Genomic DNA, 17,366 nt, shown 5'->3' with positions numbered 1-17,366 from the left:
GCGTAATAGACTCCTAAAACAGCCGTGAAGCGACAGATACGTTGACACGCACCGGCAAAGTCAAAAGCTCGCAGCCTGCGGCAGCTCCCGCAGGCGGGGCATCAATGCCCGTGCGCTCGGCGCTCTTGCGCATCAAGGGCGCCATCGCTGTGGCGATGATGAAGCAGACCGTGATCATCACCGGCCAGCATGGCGCCGGTGCCCTGGAACCGGTCAGTCATCACGGCTGCGCTTTGGCGATCGCTTGGGTACGGCAGGCGCGTTGCTGGGCTCGATGTATGCCTGGTTGATAGGCACGGGTCTGATGCACGCCGGCCGGTTTCAGGGTTTGGGAGAAACACTGATGGTCTGTAGCGCTTGGGCGTTGGCGCTGACCATTCAGACCACGGAACTCTGATTGCTTCAGGATATTTTCAGTGTTGTCAATTTGATTATCAGGTGTTGACATATTCTGAAACAAGTGTGAGATTAGTCGCCGTGAGTAAGGATGTACTCATCGCTATAGATCAGACTATGAACGGCTCAAGGGATTGGCATGTTTCATCTCATCGCATTACTTATCTGTTCGCCTCCGCATGCCTTTACCTTCAAGGCAGTCAATCGTTGCTCTGTTTTTCTTCTGCGCTGTAGCAATAGTTATTCTTCAACCCTCGGCGCGGGAAAATTTCTTACCGACCGGTAATTCCGGAAAATAACCAGATCCTGGAACTCGTTCGTTTCTTTTTGGAAGCGCGCGATACGTTTTGGTAACCGGAATAAAAGAAGCGACCAACAAGTTATCGTGGGCCGCCTGCATGTCGGATGAAGTCTTTCGTCTGGTTTTTGACAAGCCTTGATTACGCTGGAACAAGGTCGTTCATATCCACCGGTACAAATAGGCAGCATCAAAAATATGAGTAAGAAAATCACTGTGTTGCTGAGTTTGGTATTGGCTGCGCAAACATCCGTGTCAGTCGCGGATAACGCTAACGGGAAAAAACTGTATCTGCAGCGATGCGCAGTTTGCCACGGAGCAGACATCAGAGGGACAGGTCCCTTGGCGAACAAAAGCAATCCGGCAACTCCTGATCTTACTCTGCCAGGTTTCAGAAAAAGACTTGATGAATATCCGGGGGTTATCGTTTCGTCGGTGATACTTCGGCCCAGCGGGAATTTGATCCCGAAAACATTGCGAGAAAACGGCGTAAAGATACCGCCACATGCGTGGAGTATTAACGACCTTCGTGATTTGCATCAGTACATGAGCAGTGTGATTTTCAGGAAGAACTGATTTCGACATGGATGGCGAAGGCAGCGTCCCGGCCATTTGAATTGTGTTTGCTTTAAGCCTTATTACTCAGAGGGACAACCCCATGCGGACAAAGGTTGCAATCGTTGGAGCAGGGCCGGCTGGATTAATGTTGGGGCAACTGCTTTCGCAGATGAACATCAGCAATATCATTGTTGAAAGCCGATCCAGGGAATACGTCGAGGGACGCAGTCGTGCGGGCCAGATTACACCCGCGACTGTCCGCATCCTGACACAAAGTGGTATGGGTGAAAGAGTTCATGCTGAAGGGATGAAACATTCCACCCTGCAGTTCCATTACGACGGATCTACCCGTGAACTGGATTTCGAGGCACTCACCGGGCAAACCGTAATGATTTACGGGCAACAGGAAATCATCAAGGATCTCGTCGCAGCGCGGTTGCGGACAGAGTATCCGCTGCTGTTTGGCGCTGCCGATGTCCAAGTGCATGGCACTGATGGTAACTCGCCTTCGGTGACGTTCCGACATGACGGCAGGCAACAGAGTGTTGAATGTGATTTTGTTGTCGGCTGCGACGGCTTTCATGGCATTTGCCGGCCGCAAATCGCCGACGCACTCACTTGTTATTCTCACGCTTACCCGTTTGCATGGCTGGCGGTACTCGCCGAAATGACGCCAATTGCCAAGGATGTCATCTTTTCCAGCCACGAAACCGGGCTGGCATTGTTCACCATGCGCTCGGCGAAGGTTTCAAGAATTTATCTGCAATGTTCTCCGGACGAAGATCCCAATGAGTGGTCTGCCGCGCGCATCTGGGACCTCTTGCAATCGCGGATTGAAGGGCGGCCGGAGAAAGTTGACGGCGGGGCCATTATTGAAAAAAGTATTGTGCAACTGAGAAGTTTCGTTGCCGAAAAAATGCAAAAGGGCAGGTTTTTCCTCGCGGGTGATGCTGCGCACATCGTGCCACCTACTGCTGCCAAGGGGCTTAACCTGGCTGTCTCCGATGCCAATATTCTGGCTCGTGGCTTCGAGCATTTTTATGCCAGCGACAAGGACGATCTGTTGCTGTCGTATTCCGGCATTGCGTTGAAACAGGTGTGGCGGGATGTGCAATTTTCCCATTCGATGGCGATGTTGCTGCATCGTTACGACGACAATGCTCAATTCCACAGACGACTTCAAATAGCTGAACTTGATCGCATTCTCGGCACTGGCCCGGCGGCGCAGAATTTCGCCGAACTGTGGGTGGGCAGTCCTCCCTTCACCGCGTCGATTTAAATCAGGCCTGGATCAAGTTGATCAGTGAACACATGGAGTTGTGCAATGGGTCAAACACGCAAGGTCTTGATTATTTTGCATCAGGGACACTCGACGCCCGGCCGCGTAGGCGTCCTCCTGAATCAAATGGGATTTGAGCTGGATGTCCGCCGACCACGATTCGGTGATCCGCTTCCGCAGTGCATGGCAGAGCACGCGGGCGTGGCCGTTTACGGCGGCCCGATGAGCGCTAATGATAACGACGCTTATATTCGCGACGAGATCGACTGGTTGGCCAAGCCGTTAAAGGAAGGCAAGCCGTTGCTGGGTCTTTGTCTGGGCGGGCAAATGCTGACTCGGCACTTGGGATCGCGCGTCTACCGACTGGATAGTGGGATAACCGAGGCCGGTTATTATCCGATAACACCGCTGGCTGCTGCTCACGAGATAACGGCTGACGCCTGCGCTCCTTTTCCAGACCATGTCTATCAATGGCACAGCGAAGGCTTCGATCTGCCGCCAGGCGCTACGCAGCTAGCCGAAGGTTCGACCTTTCCGGTTCAAGCCTATCGATATGCAACTAACGCCTACGCTCTGCAGTTTCACCCGGAAGTGACTTACGAGACGATCGACCGTTGGGCAATGCTCGGTGGCGAACGACTCAAAGCGCCGGGTACCCGGCCTGCAGCCGAACATACTGCCGGTTGGCATCAATATGATTGCGCGGTGGCGACCTGGATCAAAGCGTTTCTTCCCAAATGGATCGGATCGCCTGCTTGAGAACTGAAAGTCCGAGTATCAAAACCTGACTGAATAACTTCAATAAATATTGTCTTGAATTCGCGACTTATGCGGGGATTGCGCGGTATGGATTTTCAACTTTGGATATTGTTTTGCGTAGTATTTCTATCGGCCGCGATACTTCCCGGGCCGAATGTTGCCTTTTCCATGGCACAAGCCCTGGATCACGGTTTCAAGGAATCGTTTCCAGCTGCCATTGGTTTCGGCCTGGCCAGTGGCGGGCACGCCGTTATTGTTTTGTCCGGTCTGGGGATATTGGTAAGAGATAACCCCGGTATTTTGTTTTGGCTGAAATGGGTGGGCGTTGTTTACCTGCTCTACCTCGCTTTTAAAACGCTGCGTTCGCATACCCAGGTTGCGGTTGCCACTTCGCGCAAGCGAACCCCTCTGCAAATGTTTACCGGAGCGATGATCGTTTCGTTTACAAATCCCAAGGGGATATTGACCAACATTATCTTGTTTCCAACGTTCATCGATAACGCCTTGCCGTATATTCCGCAGTGCATTGCATTGGTGTCGACGGCAATATTCATCTCTACCACAGTATATGCACTGTATATGCTCATGGCGGGGCATGCGGCGAAGATTCTTCGCACAAAACGCCAAATGAGTGTGGTAACAGGGGTTTTATATATCGGCGTCGCTGCGGCCATTGCGACAACTATCTGAAAACTTACGGGTATTCAAGGAGGGATTCGGATTGATTGGCGTATTTGATTTCGGCAGCGGTGGTTTAACGGTAATGCGCGCGTTTGAGTCGGTCCTGCCCGATGAGCAGTTCGTCTATTTGGGTGATCATGGAAACGCACCTTATGGCAATGATGCAGTCGACGATATCCATGATCTTACCCAGGCCGCCATTACTCGCCTTTTCAAGTATGGCTGCTCATTAGTTGTCATCGCCTGTAACACGGCGGTTGCCACCAGTCTGCAAAGATTGCAGCAGACGTGGCTTGCTGAGGTTCATCCCGGTCGCAGGGTGATCGGCGTTGTTGCACCTGTCGCCGACAGGATCGCGAACTCTGCTTGTGATTATCCAGTGCAAAGCGTCGCGGTCTTCGCGACTCAGCACACGGTTCAGTCAAATATCTTTGCGTTGCAAATCAATAATCGGCGTGCCGATATAAAGGTGTACCAACAAGCCTGTCAGGGCCTGGCGTTGCTCATTGAACAAGGTGTGCCCGAGGACATGCTGCGCACTGAGATTCGTAAACATGTCAATGCGCTCCTGAGTGCTGCTCCACAGGTGCCAGATGTTTGCATATTGGGCTGTACGCATTATCCGATTATTGAACACCTCTGGCGCCGCGAGCTGCCGGATTCCATGCGGCTGATTTCCCAGTCCGACGCCGCCGCTGAGAGTCTGGTGGAGTATCTGAAAAGTAATCCTCATCTCTCAAGTGCAAGAGCAGGCGGCAACAGGTTCTTGACGACTGGCGATAGTGCAACGGTTTCACAACGAGCCTCGTTGTTCTACGGGGCGAGGGTGGCGTTTGCACCAATTGATGCATAGCCGATTACCACAAGTTTCGCCCTTTGTTCACCAGTGTCACACGGAGTGGAAGGGGCGATGAAACGGATAGTCAATATTTCAGGAGAAAGCGATGAAACTGGTTGGCATGATGGGATCACCCTATGTTCGGCGCGTGGCCGTTTCTATGCGGCTGATGGGGCTGGAACATGAACATCGGCAGATCTCGGTGTTTCGCGATACGGATGAATTTCGAACCATCAATTCGGTGGTCAAGGCGCCGACGCTGATTTGCGAAAACGGCGAAATGATCATGGACTCATCGATGATCCTTGATTATCTGGAGGCGCAGGTCGCACCCAACCGCAGTTTGATGCCGAAGGATTCGGCGGAGCATCAAAAGGTGCTGTCGCTCATCGGGCTCGGCCTCGCGGTATGCGAAAAAGCGGTCCAGCTCGAGTATGAATACAACAAACCGGTCGCGTTTCACTATGAGCCTTGGCAAACGCGCGTCACCGAGCAATTGCATGCCGCTTTGGCGCTTCTGGAAAAGGCTGCAGCCAGCGCCAATCCTTGGCTTGCAACGGCGCAGTTGTCTCAGGCCGATGTAACCGTGGCCGCCGCCTGGCGCTTCACCCAGTTCAGGGTCTCCCACCTGGTCGAGGTCCAGAACTACACAGCGCTTGCCGCTTACGCTGACCGGGTGGAGCAACTGCCCGAGTTTGTTGCTACGCCGCTGAAATAAGCGCTGTGCCTGCCCCGGTATCGGGGCAGGCCGCAACCGTCCGATTCGCATCACCGCACCCTACAAGATCCCTCTCAATCGCAATGGCAAATCTGATCGCAGGGCTTTGACGCTGTTGGCCGATCTGTTACTGCGTGATCAACCGGAGACACAAGGATGTTGAGCCTAGAAGATTTTTTTGCCTACGGCGAGGCGGGGTATACCCATGTGCCGCTTTGGCAAACCCTGTCATTGCCGCCAGAGGTGGAAGCCGTTGCGCTGTACCAGGCTCTAGCCAACTGTGGGCAAGACTATCTGTTCGAAACCGGCCACTGGCACGAGGGTGTGTTCGCGCCGGCGTACTCGGTGATTGGCCTGCCTTGCAGTCAGCGCGTCGAACTCGATGAGGGTGTCTTGCGCCTGTACCGTGACGGACAGATTTCGGTGACGATTGACTGTATTGATCCGTTGGCAGAACTGGGCAAGTTGCAGAAGGGCTTTCGTATACCGCAATGCCCGGGCCTGCCATGTTTCAGCGGTGGGTTCTTTGGCTATTTCGGTTTCGAAACGACTCGGCTCATCGAGTCGCGTCTGCGTCGAGTGCCGCGCAAGCCCTCTGGGTTTCAGCTGCCTGATGTATTGCAATTGATCAGCATGGATCTCGTCGTGCTGGATCACCGCGAGCATCTGGCTTATTGCATCGTGCATGAACCCCCGAAGGCGCTGGGCGATTACCAGTGTGGGCAGGATCGGCTCAACCGACTGATCGCAAATGTGCGCCCGTTACTCGTACCGCGCGCACCTGGCGGGCATGTGGTCGAGGTGACAACGCCGGTCGTCGAATCGGCCTTCCCGAAGTCAGCGTTCATTGAGGCCGTAGCAAGGATCAAGGACTACATCGCTGCGGGCGATGTGATGCAGGTGGTTTTATCCCAACGCATGAGCCTGCCTTTCGACGAGGACGCCGTCGCGCTGTACCGATCCCTGTCCGATCTGGGGCACACGCCTTATCGCTACTTGTTGAACCTGGGCGACTGCCAGGTGGTTGGCGCCTCTCCGGAAATGTTGTTTCGTCAGGAGCAACAAACGGTGGCCACCCGGCCAATGGCTGGTACACGCCGGCGGGGCAGTGGGGCAGTCGAAGACCACCGACTCAGGGATGAACTGCTCGCTGATCCGAAGGAAATTGCCGAGCATATGATGCTCGTTGACCTGTCGCGCAATGACCTCGGCCGATTGGCTCGCGTCGGCAGTGTGCAGGTGACGCAGTTGCTGAACGTGGAATATTTCTCCCATGTCATGCACATCGTCTCAACCGTGACCGGGCATGTGCCGGACCACGTGACCGGGCTGGACCTGCTCAAAAGCATTTTCCCCGCAGGCACGCTGAGCGGGGCCTCGAAGGTGCGGGCGCTGGAGATCATTGCCGAACTGGAACCGCATTCTCGCGGGGTGTATGGCGGCGCGATCGGTTATCTCGACTGGAGCGGCCGTGCCGACCTGGCGATCGCCATTCGAACCGCACTGCTGCAAGACGCCCGTCTCTACGTTCAGGCCGGCGCCGGCGTGGTGCAGGATTCGGTAGCCGATCGTGAGTGGCAGGAAACGCTGGAGAAAAGCCAGTTGCTGCGGGTCGCCGCCGGCCGCTGTCAATCGATCGCCCAACGCCAGGAATTGCCATATGCACTTAATGATCGATAACTACGACTCCTTCACCTACAACATCGTGCAGTACTTGGGCATGCTCGGGGCTGAGGTTGAAGTGCGTCGTAATGACGAAATGACCTTGGCTGACATCGAAGCGCTGGCGCCAGAGTCTTTGATTGTCTCGCCTGGGCCGTGCTCTCCAACAGAAGCGGGCATTTCCCTTGCGGCCATCCATCATTTCGCAGGCCGTTTGCCGATATTGGGCATCTGTCTGGGGCATCAATGCGTTACCGCTGCTTTCGGCGGCGAGGTGCGCAGGGCGAGGCAGGTGCTGCACGGCAAGGTTTCCCGTATCAGTCACGACAGTCGTGACCTGTTCGACGGCTTGCCTGACGGCTTGCAAGTCGCGCGGTACCACTCTCTGGTGGCGGGTGTCTTGCCCGGCGAATTGGTGGCTACTGCGCACGTGCTGGATGACGACGGCATGCCGGGTGAGATCATGGCGCTTCGGCACCGAGACCTGCCGATCTATGGCGTGCAGTTTCACCCGGAGTCATTGATGACGCCGCAAGGTCTGGCGATGTTGGCAAACTACCTGAAACTGGTTGAGCGAACCCGGCTGACCAGGTACGCGCCCTGAGCGCTCTGTTCGAGGAATCGATTGCCTCGCCTTAATAGGAAGCATTACTATTCGCGCCTCTTTCCTCAGCGCGTCGCCAACCCTCATGCGTCCCCGCAGACCCGGCTTTTTCGAGCATTACGAAGAGTTGATCGGCACCTGGACTCGGCGCCTGCGCAATCGTGCGCAGGCCGAGGATCTGGCGCACGACACCTTTGTGCGGGTGCTCGAGGCAGATTCGGCGGCGGTGCAGCAGCCGCGTGCGTATCTGCATCAGACCGCACGCAATATCGCGGTCGATGGTTATCGGCGGGAGGACCGGCGGGGCGCCCTGGAGTCGGAGGCGGTCGAGGACACTGCGTCGTCAGCCGGCGATCCGGAGCATTACATGCACGCGATCCAGTTGGCCGATTCCATCGAACGCGCGCTCACCGAGCTGCCGCTCAACTGCCGCAAGATCTTTGTCTGGCAGAAGATCGAAGGCCTGACTCAGGCAGAAATCGCCGAACGCCTGGGGCTGTCCAAGAACATGGTCGAAAAGTATATGATCCGCACCCTGCGGCATCTGCGTGAGCGGCTGGATGGCTAGCAATCATGAGCGTTCGCACCTTTTCATTCTCAGCCGGACAGGACATTCCATGATGGAAACGGGTGATTGCGCCTGTGGGCAAACGGCGGTGCGGGAAGAGGCGGCGGCCTGGTTCGTGCGATTGCAGGAGCCGAATGTCAGCGTCGAGCAACGGCAGCGCTTCGAGGCCTGGCTGAACGAGCATCCGCAGCACCGTGAGGAATTCCAGTTGCTGCAAGGCTTGTGGACGGCGGCTGACCTGCTGCCGACGTCGCGTCTTCAGGCGCTTGCGCAAACTCCCCGCCGCGAACGCCGGCCGATGCTGCGTTATGCCGTCGCCGCGAGTGTCCTCGCCGTGGCGCTGGGGCTTGGCCTGTTCAGTGGTTTGAATCATCCGGGCGCTTACCGCGCTGAATTCGCCACGGCGCCGGGCGAGCGCAAGCATGTGGCGTTGCCGGACGGTTCTGTAATCGATCTGAACAGTCGCAGCCGCTTGCAGGTGCGTTATGGGCAGGATCGACGGCTGATCGAATTGAGCGCGGGCGAGGCGATGTTCAGTGTTGAACACGACGCCTCGCGTCCGTTTATTGTCGAAGCCGGCAGCGGCAGGGTCACGGTCACCGGTACGCGTTTCGATGTGCGCCGCGATGCCACGCAGACCCGCGTGGCGGTGGAGCAGGGCACGGTGAAGGTGCAGGGAAGTGCTGCCCCGGACAACCAATTCATCAACCTCACCGCAGGCCTCGGCACGGCGGTCGATGCCCAGGGCAAGGTCCTGCCGGCCTACGCGGTCAACCCGGCGGAACTGACCGCCTGGCGCAACGGCAAACTGGTGTTCAACAACGCCAGCCTCGGCGAAGTAGCGGCGGAAGTATCGCGCTATCGCGACAAACCGCTGACCGTATCCCAGCCGAACGTGGCCAGCCTGCGCCTGACCAGCGTGTTCAAATCCGACGACACCGACGCCTTGCTCAAAGCCTTGCCGAGCATCCTGCCGGTGACGGTGCGCACCCTTGCCGATGGCAGTCAGGAAATAATTTCCAGATAGCATTCAGGTTTTTTTTCAGTTCATCGTCTTCCTGTTCAACTGCAACTGGTTTGCATTAACAGCCGCACACTCTTGCGATCCACAGGACTGCGTACGACGTGAACATCACCACAACCCACAATAAAAAATCCCCTTGGTTGCCATTGGCTCTCGCGCTGGCGGTCAGTGCCGCGATGCCATTGGCGTTTGCCGATGAAGCCATTCATATTCGCGCGCAACCGCTGGGCCAGGCCTTGAGCGAGCTGGGCCAGCAAACCTCGCTGCAGGTGTTTTTCAGCCCTGAACTGGTGGCCGGCAAACAGGCGCCAGCGGTCGACGGCGACCTTTCGCCAGAGCAGGCTTTGCGGCAGCTGTTGCAGGGCAGCGGTCTCGATTATCAGATCAATGAAGGCTCGGTCACGCTCGCCCCAACAGCCACCTCCGCAGCCAGCAACGGCCCGCTGGAGCTCGGCGTGACCGACATCAAAGTGGTCGGCGACTGGCTCGGTGACGCGGACGCTGCGGTGGTGCAGAACCACCCCGGCGCACGCACGGTGATTCGCCGCGAAGCGATGGTCGAGCAGGGCGCGATGAACGTCAGCGACGTGCTCAAACGCGTGCCCGGCGTGCAGGTGCAGGACTCCAACGGCACCGGCGGCAGTGATATTTCCCTCAACGTCGGTGTACGCGGTCTGACTTCGCGCCTGTCGCCACGCTCGACCGTGCTGATCGACGGCGTACCTGCCGCGTTTGCTCCGTACGGCCAGCCGCAACTGTCGATGGCGCCGATTTCCTCGGGCAACCTCGACAGCATCGACGTCGTGCGTGGCGCCGGTTCAGTACGTTACGGACCACAGAACGTCGGCGGCGTGATCAACTTCGTGACCCGCGCGATCCCGGAGAAAACCACCGGCGAAATCGGCACAACGCTGGAGACCACTCAGTACGGCGGCTGGAAACACATCGACACCGCATTTCTTGGCGGCACCGCCGACAACGGCATGGGCGTCGCGCTGCTGTATTCCGGCGTCAACGGTCACGGCTATCGCGAGCGCAACAACGGCAACGACATCGACGACGTGCTGCTCAAGACGCACTGGGCGCCGACCGATCAGGACGATTTCAGTCTCAATTTCCACTATTACGACGCCAGCGCCGACATGCCCGGCGGTCTGACCCAGCGTCAGTACGACGACAAACCGTACGAATCGGTGCGTGACTACGACCAGTTCACAGGCCGGCGCAAGGACGTGTCGTTCAAGTGGATCCGCCAGATCGACGAGCGCACTCAGGCGGAAATCCTCACCTACTACACCGACAGCTTTCGCGGCAGTACCATCGCTGCGCGCGATCAGCGCACCCTCAGCTCTTACCCGCGTTCCTACTACACCCTCGGCATCGAGCCGCGCGTGTCGCGGGTGTTCGATGTCGGCCCGACCACCCAGGAAGTCAGCGTCGGTTATCGCTATCTGAAAGAGGCCATGCACGAAGAGTCGAGTCGTCTGGCGCTGGTCAACAACCAGCCAGTAGTCACGCCGACCTCCGACGGCCATGTATTCCAGGATCGCACCGGCGGCACCGAGGCCAATTCGGTGTATGTCGACAACAAGATCGACGTCGGCAACTGGACCATCACCCCGGGCATTCGCTTCGAACACATCAGCACCGATTGGCATGATCGCGCTGTCCTCGACACCGCTGGCCGGCCGGTCCCGGAAAAAAACCGCAGCATCGAAAGCAATGAGCCGCTGCCGGCGCTGAGCGTGATGTATCACCTGTCCGATGCCTGGAAGCTGTTCGCCAATTACGAAACCTCGTTCGGCAGCCTGCAATATTTCCAGCTCGGCCAGGGCGGTTCGGGTGACAGCACCGCCAACGGTCTGGAGCCGGAAAAGGCCAAGACCTACGAGATCGGCACGCGTTACAACGATGATGTCTGGGGCGGCGAGGTGACGCTGTTCTACATCGACTTCGATGACGAACTGCAATACATCAGCAACGACGTCGGCTGGACCAACCTCGGCGCGACCAAGCACCAGGGCATCGAAGCCTCGGCGCACTACGACATGGCCGCCCTCGATCCGCGCCTCGATGGTTTGACCGCCAACGCCGGTTTCACCTACACCCGCGCCACCTATGAAGGCGAGATCCCCGGCTTCAAGGGCCGCGATCTGCCGTTCTATTCGCGGCAGGTGGCCACGGTCGGATTGCGTTACGAGATCAACCGCTGGACGTACAACATCGATGGCTTCGCCCAATCGAAACAGCGTTCGCCGGGCACCGGTGTGAATGCGGATGGCAGCTTCAACGGCAACTACATCACCGAAGGCACAGCGGATGGGCAGTACGGCGACATCCCGGGTTACGTGACCTGGAACGTGCGCGGCGGCTACGACTTTGGTCCGCAGGTGTCGAACCTCAAGCTCGGTGCCGGGGTGAAGAACGTCTTCGACAAGCAATACTTCACCCGCTCCAGCGACAACAACTCGGGGATGTATGTCGGCGCACCGCGCACGTTCTTCGTGCAGGCCAGCGTCGGTTTCTAAGGCGCTGTTGTGGCTGAACCGGTTTCACACGGCTCAGCCACAACAGGCCTGAAGCTATTGAGGAATCAGAAAGTCGATGGTCGGTCCGGGATTCCCCGCCAGGTCTGCGCCTTTGAGGCAGACGTTCTGCCGGCCATTGGCAACGGAAACATGGAACACGCCCGTGGAGGGCGGTACGCGCTGGAATCCCTGCCCGTCATTGCAGTTGACGCTCCCGGGCTGCCCGGACTTGTATTGAAATTGAAAGGGATCCAGATCCGGTGAGACCGAAAAAACCCTGACATCGTAGTCATCGTCACCCACCCATTCGATTTTATAGGCCGGCGCCAACGGCGCTGGTGCTTCCAGCAACCACCGCCAATAGATGCTGGGGGTTTTTCCATCCGATTGTTTTGGCACGTCCGTAGGCCGCTGTTGGCCGATCAGGCAGAGAAAATATAGCCCCGCACCTTCTTTGAGTTCATGGCTCAACTGATTCTCGGAACCAGGGCGAGCGGTTTGTACCTGGCTATACCCAGCAAGCGACTGGCATTCGTCCAGCGTGCGCGTATAGCGATAGCGGTAGTAGGGAGCGCTCAATGCGAAGGTTTGCAGCCACTGCCATGGCACGACTTGTCCGTGCTCGTCACGCTCGACTCTGATGTAATCGCTGTTTTGCGATGATGTTGGAAAAGACCATGCCGCTCCCAGCGGGCAGTCACCCGGACGCGGGTCGAAACGTCCCTTGGTGAAGCAAGCACCCAGACCTTCGGTTGTGGAGGCGTAGTTGGTGGCAGTTCGCTTGTTGACCTGCCCGGCAATGACTTCGCAGGGGGCGCCCTTGTCACATCGATTACGGTCACTTCCGCGCGTGGTAGTGCCCAACACACCCACGACTTCATTGGTATAACGCGCAAGCAATGGTGAGCCGGATAATCCACTGACAACATCGAGGCAACGGTTGCTCGATTGTCCTACCCATCGCCAAGGGCCTTCGATGACCGCTGCCGAATGTTCCTGTTTGCATGCCATTCGCTGAATGAAGCCGTTCACGGGCGCGCCGGTGATCAAAATGTTTTCTTCAGCGGGCAAGGGGGCATGCGCCAGTTTCAGAGGCTCGATACCGTCGCTGATCAACTGTTCCAGAGAGGTGGCAAGTTCAACGATAGAGATGTCTTGGCCACGTAGCGTGCTCCAGCCAATCCGGCCTACCGCATATGAGCGACTGTGCGGTTGCGTGTCGAAAAAATAATTGAACGTCACCCGACCCTTTGCAGGCTGATTGACGATGACCTCGTTATTGCCTATCTCCGGATGTGTGCAGTGTCCGGAGGTCAGTACATAAGCCGGATTCGACACAGTACCGGGTTCTCGTGTGTCAATGAGTGTACCGGAGCAGGTCATGCCGCCTTCAACTTCGACACGGCCAATGGCTTGCCAATGCGCATAACGTCCGTTGGCATTGGCCAGCCGCTCAGCGGGAGCAAAGTTGGCTGCGCCTTCGCCCCAGTCGTATCGATTGACGGAGGCGCATCCCTGGAGAAGAGCGATAAGTCCAACAGCCGATCCAATTCGAATGTTCATGACAGATTTCCATTTCCGCGGGGCTGGAAATCACCATGATTCAAAGGGTCGAAGCCTGTCTAGTGTCAAACCTGACAGGTGTCGCGCTAATCTTCATACTTTCAATGTCTTACCGCCGATGGCCACCGCGACCAACAGCACCGCCATCAGGCCAAAGGCAAAACTCAAGCTGCTGGCATGGGCGACAAAACCGATCACCGCCGGCCCGGCGAGAATCCCGGCATAACCGAGGGTGGTAATCGCCGGCACCGCGATGCTTTCCGGCATCACCGTCTGCTTGCCCACCGCCGTGTACAGCACCGGCACGATGTTGGAACAGCCGGCGCCGACCAGCGCATAACCGAGCAGCGCCGCTTGCCAGCTCGGCGCGAAGGTGGCGAGAAACAATCCCGCCGCTGCCAACAGCCCGCCGAACAGAATGATCCGCGTCGCACCGAGCTTGCGCACGATGCGATCACCGAGCAGACGGCCGACGGTCATGGTCAGGGCAAACGCTGCGTAACCCATTCCCGCGTAAGCCGTGTCGATCCCGCGTTCCTGAGCGAGGAACACTGCGCTCCAGTCCAGCGCCGCGCCTTCGGTGAGGAACACGATAAAGCACATGCCGCCGATAAACAGCACGATGCCATGGGGAATGGCGAACGCCGGGCCGGAGCTTTCGCTGCCGTAGGGCAACATGTGCGGCACGCACTTGAGCAAGGCGCCGATCAGTAAAACCACTACCACCAGCATCGCCGCCAGCGGTGTCAGGCCGAGGCCGAGCAGGGCGCTGACGCCCGCCGCACCGACAATGCCGCCGAGGCTGAACAAACCGTGGAAACCCGACATCATGTGCTTGCCGCTGGCGCGCTCGACGATCACTGCTTGCAGGTTCACCGTCGAATCCACCGTGCCGAGGCCGGCGCCGAACATGAACAACGTGGCGATCAGCGCCGGGATCGACGACACCGTCGCCAGCAACGGCAGCGCCGCGCAGATCAGCAAGGTGCCGCCGGTGGCCACACGTCGGCAACCAAAACGCGTGGCGAGAATCCCCGCCAGCGGCATCGCCAGAATCGAGCCGACGCCCAGGCACAGCAGCAATAACCCCAGCGTGCCCTCATCCAGCCCGGCCCGCGCCTTGGCATACGGCACCAGCGGCGCCCACGCGGCGATGCCGAGGCCGGCAATGAAAAAGGCAACGCGCGTGGACATCTGTTGCAGACGTCCGGGGACGAAGGTGTCTTGGGGGTTGAGGCTGGTCATATCGATCCTTGGCAAAAAAACAACTGCATCCCGAGTGACATTCTGACGGCGTTGAGGTTCGATCTCAGGCCTTTCGGGGCATAACGGTGAACATCCTACCCTGTGGGAGCGAGCCTGCTCGCGAAAGCGGTGGGTCAAATATGGAATTGTCGACTGACGCACCGCCTTCGCGAGCAGGCTCGCTCCCACACTGGTTTGCGGTTTACAGTCGGATTTTCGCCAGCATGGAATACGGGAACAAGGCATGACGAAGTTCTACAACGCACGCGGCAATATCTACGGAGTGGTCTCGCCCCAAGCCTTGCGCGAAGCCGGAATCGCTTTGCCAGCGAGGGCCGCAGAGTGCGCCGTATCCAGGCAGCAATGGAGCGAGGCCGCCATCGCCTTGTGCTGTCACTGGCCCGACGGCCAACGCCCGGCCAACAGCAAACCCCACCGCAGCGACGGCCTGCTGATCGGCCCGTTTCAGGCATCTGCGCCGTTCGATGTACTGATCGTCAACACCGACGGCAGCCTCGCCGAGCGCAGCGGTAACGGCCTGACGATTTTTTCTCAGGCATTGACCGAGCAAGGCTTGATGGCGGAGCAGGGCGCAGTGTTGCGCGTTCATCATGACAAGGGCGAAGCGCTGGGAACCGCGGTGACACCGGCCGAAGTCGAAGGCGTGCGCGGTTTCTGGCTCGACCTCGGTCAGCCTGGCTTCGGCCCGGAGGCTGTGGGTGCGCAGACGGTTGAAAACGCTCAGTTCAACAATCGCGACGTCAGCCATGTCCAGCCCTTGGCGCAACTCAATCCTGACTGGGCACACAGCCAATTCGTCCGTATCGGCAATCCGCACTGTGTAACGCTGCTCAGCGATGCAAGCGCTTTGCCGAGCAACGAGCAGATGCTTGAATCACCGCTGAACGAAAGGCTTACAGCAATCGCCTATGCGATGCCCAACGGTGCCGGTAATCCGTGCCCGGCGGGCGTCAATCTGCAATGGGCCGTGCTGGCGTCGCCGCAGCACATCCTCGCCCGGGTATTCGAACGTGGCGAAGGACCAACCGCGTCTTCCGGCACCAGCGCCAGTGCGGTCGCGTGTGCAGCGTGGCGGGTGGGTTGGGTCGAGGCAGGGGAGGTGCGGGTGGTCATGCCGGGTGGCACCGCACCGGTTTTGCTTGAGGTTTCGCAAGGGGAATTGCTGCGCGTCAGATTGTTTGGCACGGCGCGGTTGGCGGGTTGATTCGGCCGACGCCATCGCTGGCAAGCCATCAGCCCCAGCGCAATCTCAGCTGAACTCCACCACCGGCATCTGCCGCTTCATCAACACCTTGCCGCCGCGAATCGAATACAGCGGCAGGCCTTGGCTGCGGATCACTTCGTAGTCGCTGTCCGCCGAGAGAATCAGCAGGTTCGCCGGGCGACCCTGTTCCAGTCCGTAACGCTCGCCCAGGTGCATGGCTTTGGCGCTGTTGTCGGTGACCAGATCCAGCGCGCTTTGCAGGTTGCGATAACCGAGCATGTGGCAGATATGCAGACCGGCTTCAAGCACGCGCAGGATGTTGCCGTTACCCAGCGGATACCACGGGTCGACGATCGAATCCTGGCCGAAACACACGTTCATCCCGGCTTCGAGCAGTTCGTTGACGCGGGTCACGCCCCGGCGTTTCGGGAAGTTGTCGAAGCGCCCTTGCAGGTGAATGCTTTCGGTCGGGCAGGAGACGAAACTGATCCCGGAATGGCCGAGCAGGCGGAACAGTTTGGCGCAGTAGGCGTTGTCATAAGAGCCCATCGCCGTGGTGTGGCTGGCGGTGACGCGGGCGCCCATGTCGCGGCTGCGCGCTTCTTCGGCAAGCACTTCGAGGAAACGTGAATGCGGATCGTCGGTCTCGTCGCAATGCACATCGACCAGGCAGCCGGTGCGCTCGGCCAGGTCCATCAGAAACTTCACCGAGCTGACGCCCTGATCGCGGGTGTATTCGAAATGCGGAATGCCGCCGACCACGTCAGCGCCCATGCGGATCGCTTCTTCCATCAGCTCACGCCCGTTACGGAATGACTCGATGCCTTCCTGCGGGAACGCGACAATCTGCAGGTCGATCAGGTGACGGCTTTCCTCACGCACTTCGAGCATGGCCTTGAGCGCGGTGAGTTGCGGGTCGGTGACGTCAACGTGGGTGCGCACGTGCTGAATGCCGTGGGCGGCCAGGGCCTGAATGGTCTTCTTGGCACGGGTCTTGGTGTCTTCTTCGGTGATGGTGACCTTGCGCTCGCCCCAGCATTCGATGCCCTCGAACAACGTACCGCTCATGTTCCAGCGCGGCTCGCCAGCGGTGAGGGTGGCGTCGAGGTGGATGTGCGGCTCGACGAAGGGCGGCACCACCAGATTGCCGCCGGCATCGAGGTCATCCGGGCCGAGGGTCGGCGCTTCGGTCTGACGGGCGATGCTGTGGATCAGGCCGTCTTCAAGGTGCAATTCGTGCAGGCCTTCCTGGTTGCGCAGGCGGGCGTTGATGATGTGCATCAGGCAAATCCTTTTATAGGTCTTGTAGTGGTGCGCTGACGCGACGGGCGCCGAGCATACCGGTGACGATGACATACGTTAGCGCGGCAGCGGCGATCCCTACCAGCGGCGCGACCCAGGGCGAGCTGAACGCAGCGAC

16 protein-coding genes are annotated in these 17,366 nt (G+C 58.5%); 13 read left to right on the top strand and 3 right to left on the bottom strand.

Annotation, left to right across the window (positions count from 1 at the left end; translation table 11 throughout):
• Positions 1–104 precede the first annotated feature (104 nt).
• The 12 genes from D8U70_RS26855 to D8U70_RS26795 all read left to right on the top strand — a co-directional run bounded on the left by D8U70_RS26855 (position 105) and on the right by D8U70_RS26795 (position 11,913).
• Positions 105–290, top strand: coding sequence for a hypothetical protein (locus tag D8U70_RS26855; protein WP_130930139.1), 186 nt, complete (start codon positions 105–107; stop codon positions 288–290).
• A gap of 602 nt (positions 291–892) precedes the next feature.
• The gene (locus D8U70_RS26845; RefSeq protein ID WP_073471400.1) at positions 893–1,270 is read left to right on the top strand and encodes a c-type cytochrome; all 378 of its coding nucleotides are present in this window, start codon (positions 893–895) and stop codon (positions 1,268–1,270) included.
• Between the two features lie 82 nt (positions 1,271–1,352).
• Positions 1,353–2,531: a 4-hydroxybenzoate 3-monooxygenase gene (locus D8U70_RS26840; RefSeq protein WP_130930138.1), complete on the top strand. Its 1,179-nt coding sequence runs from the start codon at positions 1,353–1,355 to the stop codon at positions 2,529–2,531.
• A 45-nt stretch (positions 2,532–2,576) separates the two neighbouring features.
• On the top strand, positions 2,577–3,290 hold the full coding sequence (locus D8U70_RS26835) for a hypothetical protein (protein ID WP_071173006.1): 714 nt from the start codon (positions 2,577–2,579) through the stop codon (positions 3,288–3,290).
• Positions 3,291–3,377: 87 nt separating this feature from the next.
• The gene (locus D8U70_RS26830) at positions 3,378–3,980 is read left to right on the top strand and encodes a LysE family translocator (protein WP_071173041.1); all 603 of its coding nucleotides are present in this window, start codon (positions 3,378–3,380) and stop codon (positions 3,978–3,980) included.
• A gap of 31 nt (positions 3,981–4,011) precedes the next feature.
• Entirely contained in the window at positions 4,012–4,824 is an 813-nt protein-coding gene (gene murI, locus D8U70_RS26825) for a glutamate racemase (RefSeq protein ID WP_073471399.1), read from the top strand.
• Positions 4,825–4,915: 91 nt separating this feature from the next.
• A complete protein-coding gene (locus tag D8U70_RS26820; RefSeq protein ID WP_110646935.1) occupies positions 4,916–5,527 on the top strand; it encodes a glutathione S-transferase family protein in 612 nt (203 codons plus the stop codon).
• A 156-nt stretch (positions 5,528–5,683) separates the two neighbouring features.
• Positions 5,684–7,207 (top strand): chorismate-binding protein, encoded by a 1,524-nt coding sequence (locus D8U70_RS26815; protein ID WP_110646936.1) that lies wholly within the window; start codon positions 5,684–5,686, stop codon positions 7,205–7,207.
• Entirely contained in the window at positions 7,188–7,793 is a 606-nt protein-coding gene (locus D8U70_RS26810; RefSeq protein ID WP_071173003.1) for an aminodeoxychorismate/anthranilate synthase component II, read from the top strand. Before D8U70_RS26815 ends, D8U70_RS26810 begins: the two co-directional genes overlap by 20 nt.
• An 85-nt stretch (positions 7,794–7,878) precedes the next feature.
• Positions 7,879–8,361: a sigma-70 family RNA polymerase sigma factor gene (locus D8U70_RS26805; RefSeq protein WP_130930136.1), complete on the top strand. Its 483-nt coding sequence runs from the start codon at positions 7,879–7,881 to the stop codon at positions 8,359–8,361.
• 49 nt (positions 8,362–8,410) lie between these two features.
• Positions 8,411–9,388, top strand: coding sequence for a FecR family protein (locus tag D8U70_RS26800; protein WP_110646937.1), 978 nt, complete (start codon positions 8,411–8,413; stop codon positions 9,386–9,388).
• A 98-nt stretch (positions 9,389–9,486) separates the two neighbouring features.
• Positions 9,487–11,913, top strand: coding sequence for a TonB-dependent receptor (locus D8U70_RS26795; protein WP_073471394.1), 2,427 nt, complete (start codon positions 9,487–9,489; stop codon positions 11,911–11,913).
• Positions 11,914–11,967: 54 nt separating this feature from the next.
• Here the strand turns inward: D8U70_RS26795 and D8U70_RS26790 are convergent, their stop codons facing one another.
• Both D8U70_RS26790 and D8U70_RS26785 read right to left on the bottom strand, forming a co-directional pair.
• Positions 11,968–13,476 (bottom strand): trypsin-like peptidase domain-containing protein, encoded by a 1,509-nt coding sequence (locus tag D8U70_RS26790; RefSeq protein WP_130930135.1) that lies wholly within the window; start codon positions 13,474–13,476, stop codon positions 11,968–11,970.
• Between the two features lie 93 nt (positions 13,477–13,569).
• The gene (locus tag D8U70_RS26785; protein WP_130930134.1) at positions 13,570–14,721 is read right to left on the bottom strand and encodes an MFS transporter; all 1,152 of its coding nucleotides are present in this window, start codon (positions 14,719–14,721) and stop codon (positions 13,570–13,572) included.
• 244 nt (positions 14,722–14,965) lie between these two features.
• On the opposite strand from D8U70_RS26785, the gene D8U70_RS26780 reads away from it, so the two are divergent.
• The gene (locus tag D8U70_RS26780) at positions 14,966–15,946 is read left to right on the top strand and encodes a diaminopimelate epimerase (protein WP_130930133.1); all 981 of its coding nucleotides are present in this window, start codon (positions 14,966–14,968) and stop codon (positions 15,944–15,946) included.
• A 45-nt stretch (positions 15,947–15,991) separates the two neighbouring features.
• On the opposite strand, the gene codA is transcribed toward D8U70_RS26780, so the two are convergent.
• Positions 15,992–17,227: a cytosine deaminase gene (gene codA, locus D8U70_RS26775; protein ID WP_071172997.1), complete on the bottom strand. Its 1,236-nt coding sequence runs from the start codon at positions 17,225–17,227 to the stop codon at positions 15,992–15,994.
• Positions 17,228–17,366 lie beyond the last annotated feature (139 nt).

The sequence above is a fragment of the Pseudomonas sp. Sample_20 genome (assembly GCF_004307585.1).
Taxonomy (GTDB): domain Bacteria; phylum Pseudomonadota; class Gammaproteobacteria; order Pseudomonadales; family Pseudomonadaceae; genus Aquipseudomonas; species Aquipseudomonas atacamensis.
Note: the sequence above shows the minus strand (reverse complement) of the source record. Positions and strands in the feature narration are given on the sequence as shown.

Coding starts and splice junctions, on each gene's coding strand:
- D8U70_RS26820 (WP_110646935.1), top strand. CDS start 4,916: ATGAAACTGGTTGGCATGATGGGATCACCCTATGTTCGGCGCGTGGCC.
- D8U70_RS26855 (WP_130930139.1), top strand. CDS start 105: ATGCCCGTGCGCTCGGCGCTCTTGCGCATCAAGGGCGCCATCGCTGTG.
- D8U70_RS26835 (WP_071173006.1), top strand. CDS start 2,577: ATGGGTCAAACACGCAAGGTCTTGATTATTTTGCATCAGGGACACTCG.
- codA (WP_071172997.1), bottom strand. CDS start 17,227: ATGCACATCATCAACGCCCGCCTGCGCAACCAGGAAGGCCTGCACGAA.
- D8U70_RS26815 (WP_110646936.1), top strand. CDS start 5,684: ATGTTGAGCCTAGAAGATTTTTTTGCCTACGGCGAGGCGGGGTATACC.
- D8U70_RS26840 (WP_130930138.1), top strand. CDS start 1,353: ATGCGGACAAAGGTTGCAATCGTTGGAGCAGGGCCGGCTGGATTAATG.
- D8U70_RS26845 (WP_073471400.1), top strand. CDS start 893: ATGAGTAAGAAAATCACTGTGTTGCTGAGTTTGGTATTGGCTGCGCAA.
- D8U70_RS26780 (WP_130930133.1), top strand. CDS start 14,966: ATGACGAAGTTCTACAACGCACGCGGCAATATCTACGGAGTGGTCTCG.
- D8U70_RS26805 (WP_130930136.1), top strand. CDS start 7,879: ATGCGTCCCCGCAGACCCGGCTTTTTCGAGCATTACGAAGAGTTGATC.
- D8U70_RS26785 (WP_130930134.1), bottom strand. CDS start 14,721: ATGACCAGCCTCAACCCCCAAGACACCTTCGTCCCCGGACGTCTGCAA.
- D8U70_RS26800 (WP_110646937.1), top strand. CDS start 8,411: ATGATGGAAACGGGTGATTGCGCCTGTGGGCAAACGGCGGTGCGGGAA.
- D8U70_RS26810 (WP_071173003.1), top strand. CDS start 7,188: ATGCACTTAATGATCGATAACTACGACTCCTTCACCTACAACATCGTG.
- D8U70_RS26790 (WP_130930135.1), bottom strand. CDS start 13,476: ATGAACATTCGAATTGGATCGGCTGTTGGACTTATCGCTCTTCTCCAG.
- D8U70_RS26830 (WP_071173041.1), top strand. CDS start 3,378: ATGGATTTTCAACTTTGGATATTGTTTTGCGTAGTATTTCTATCGGCC.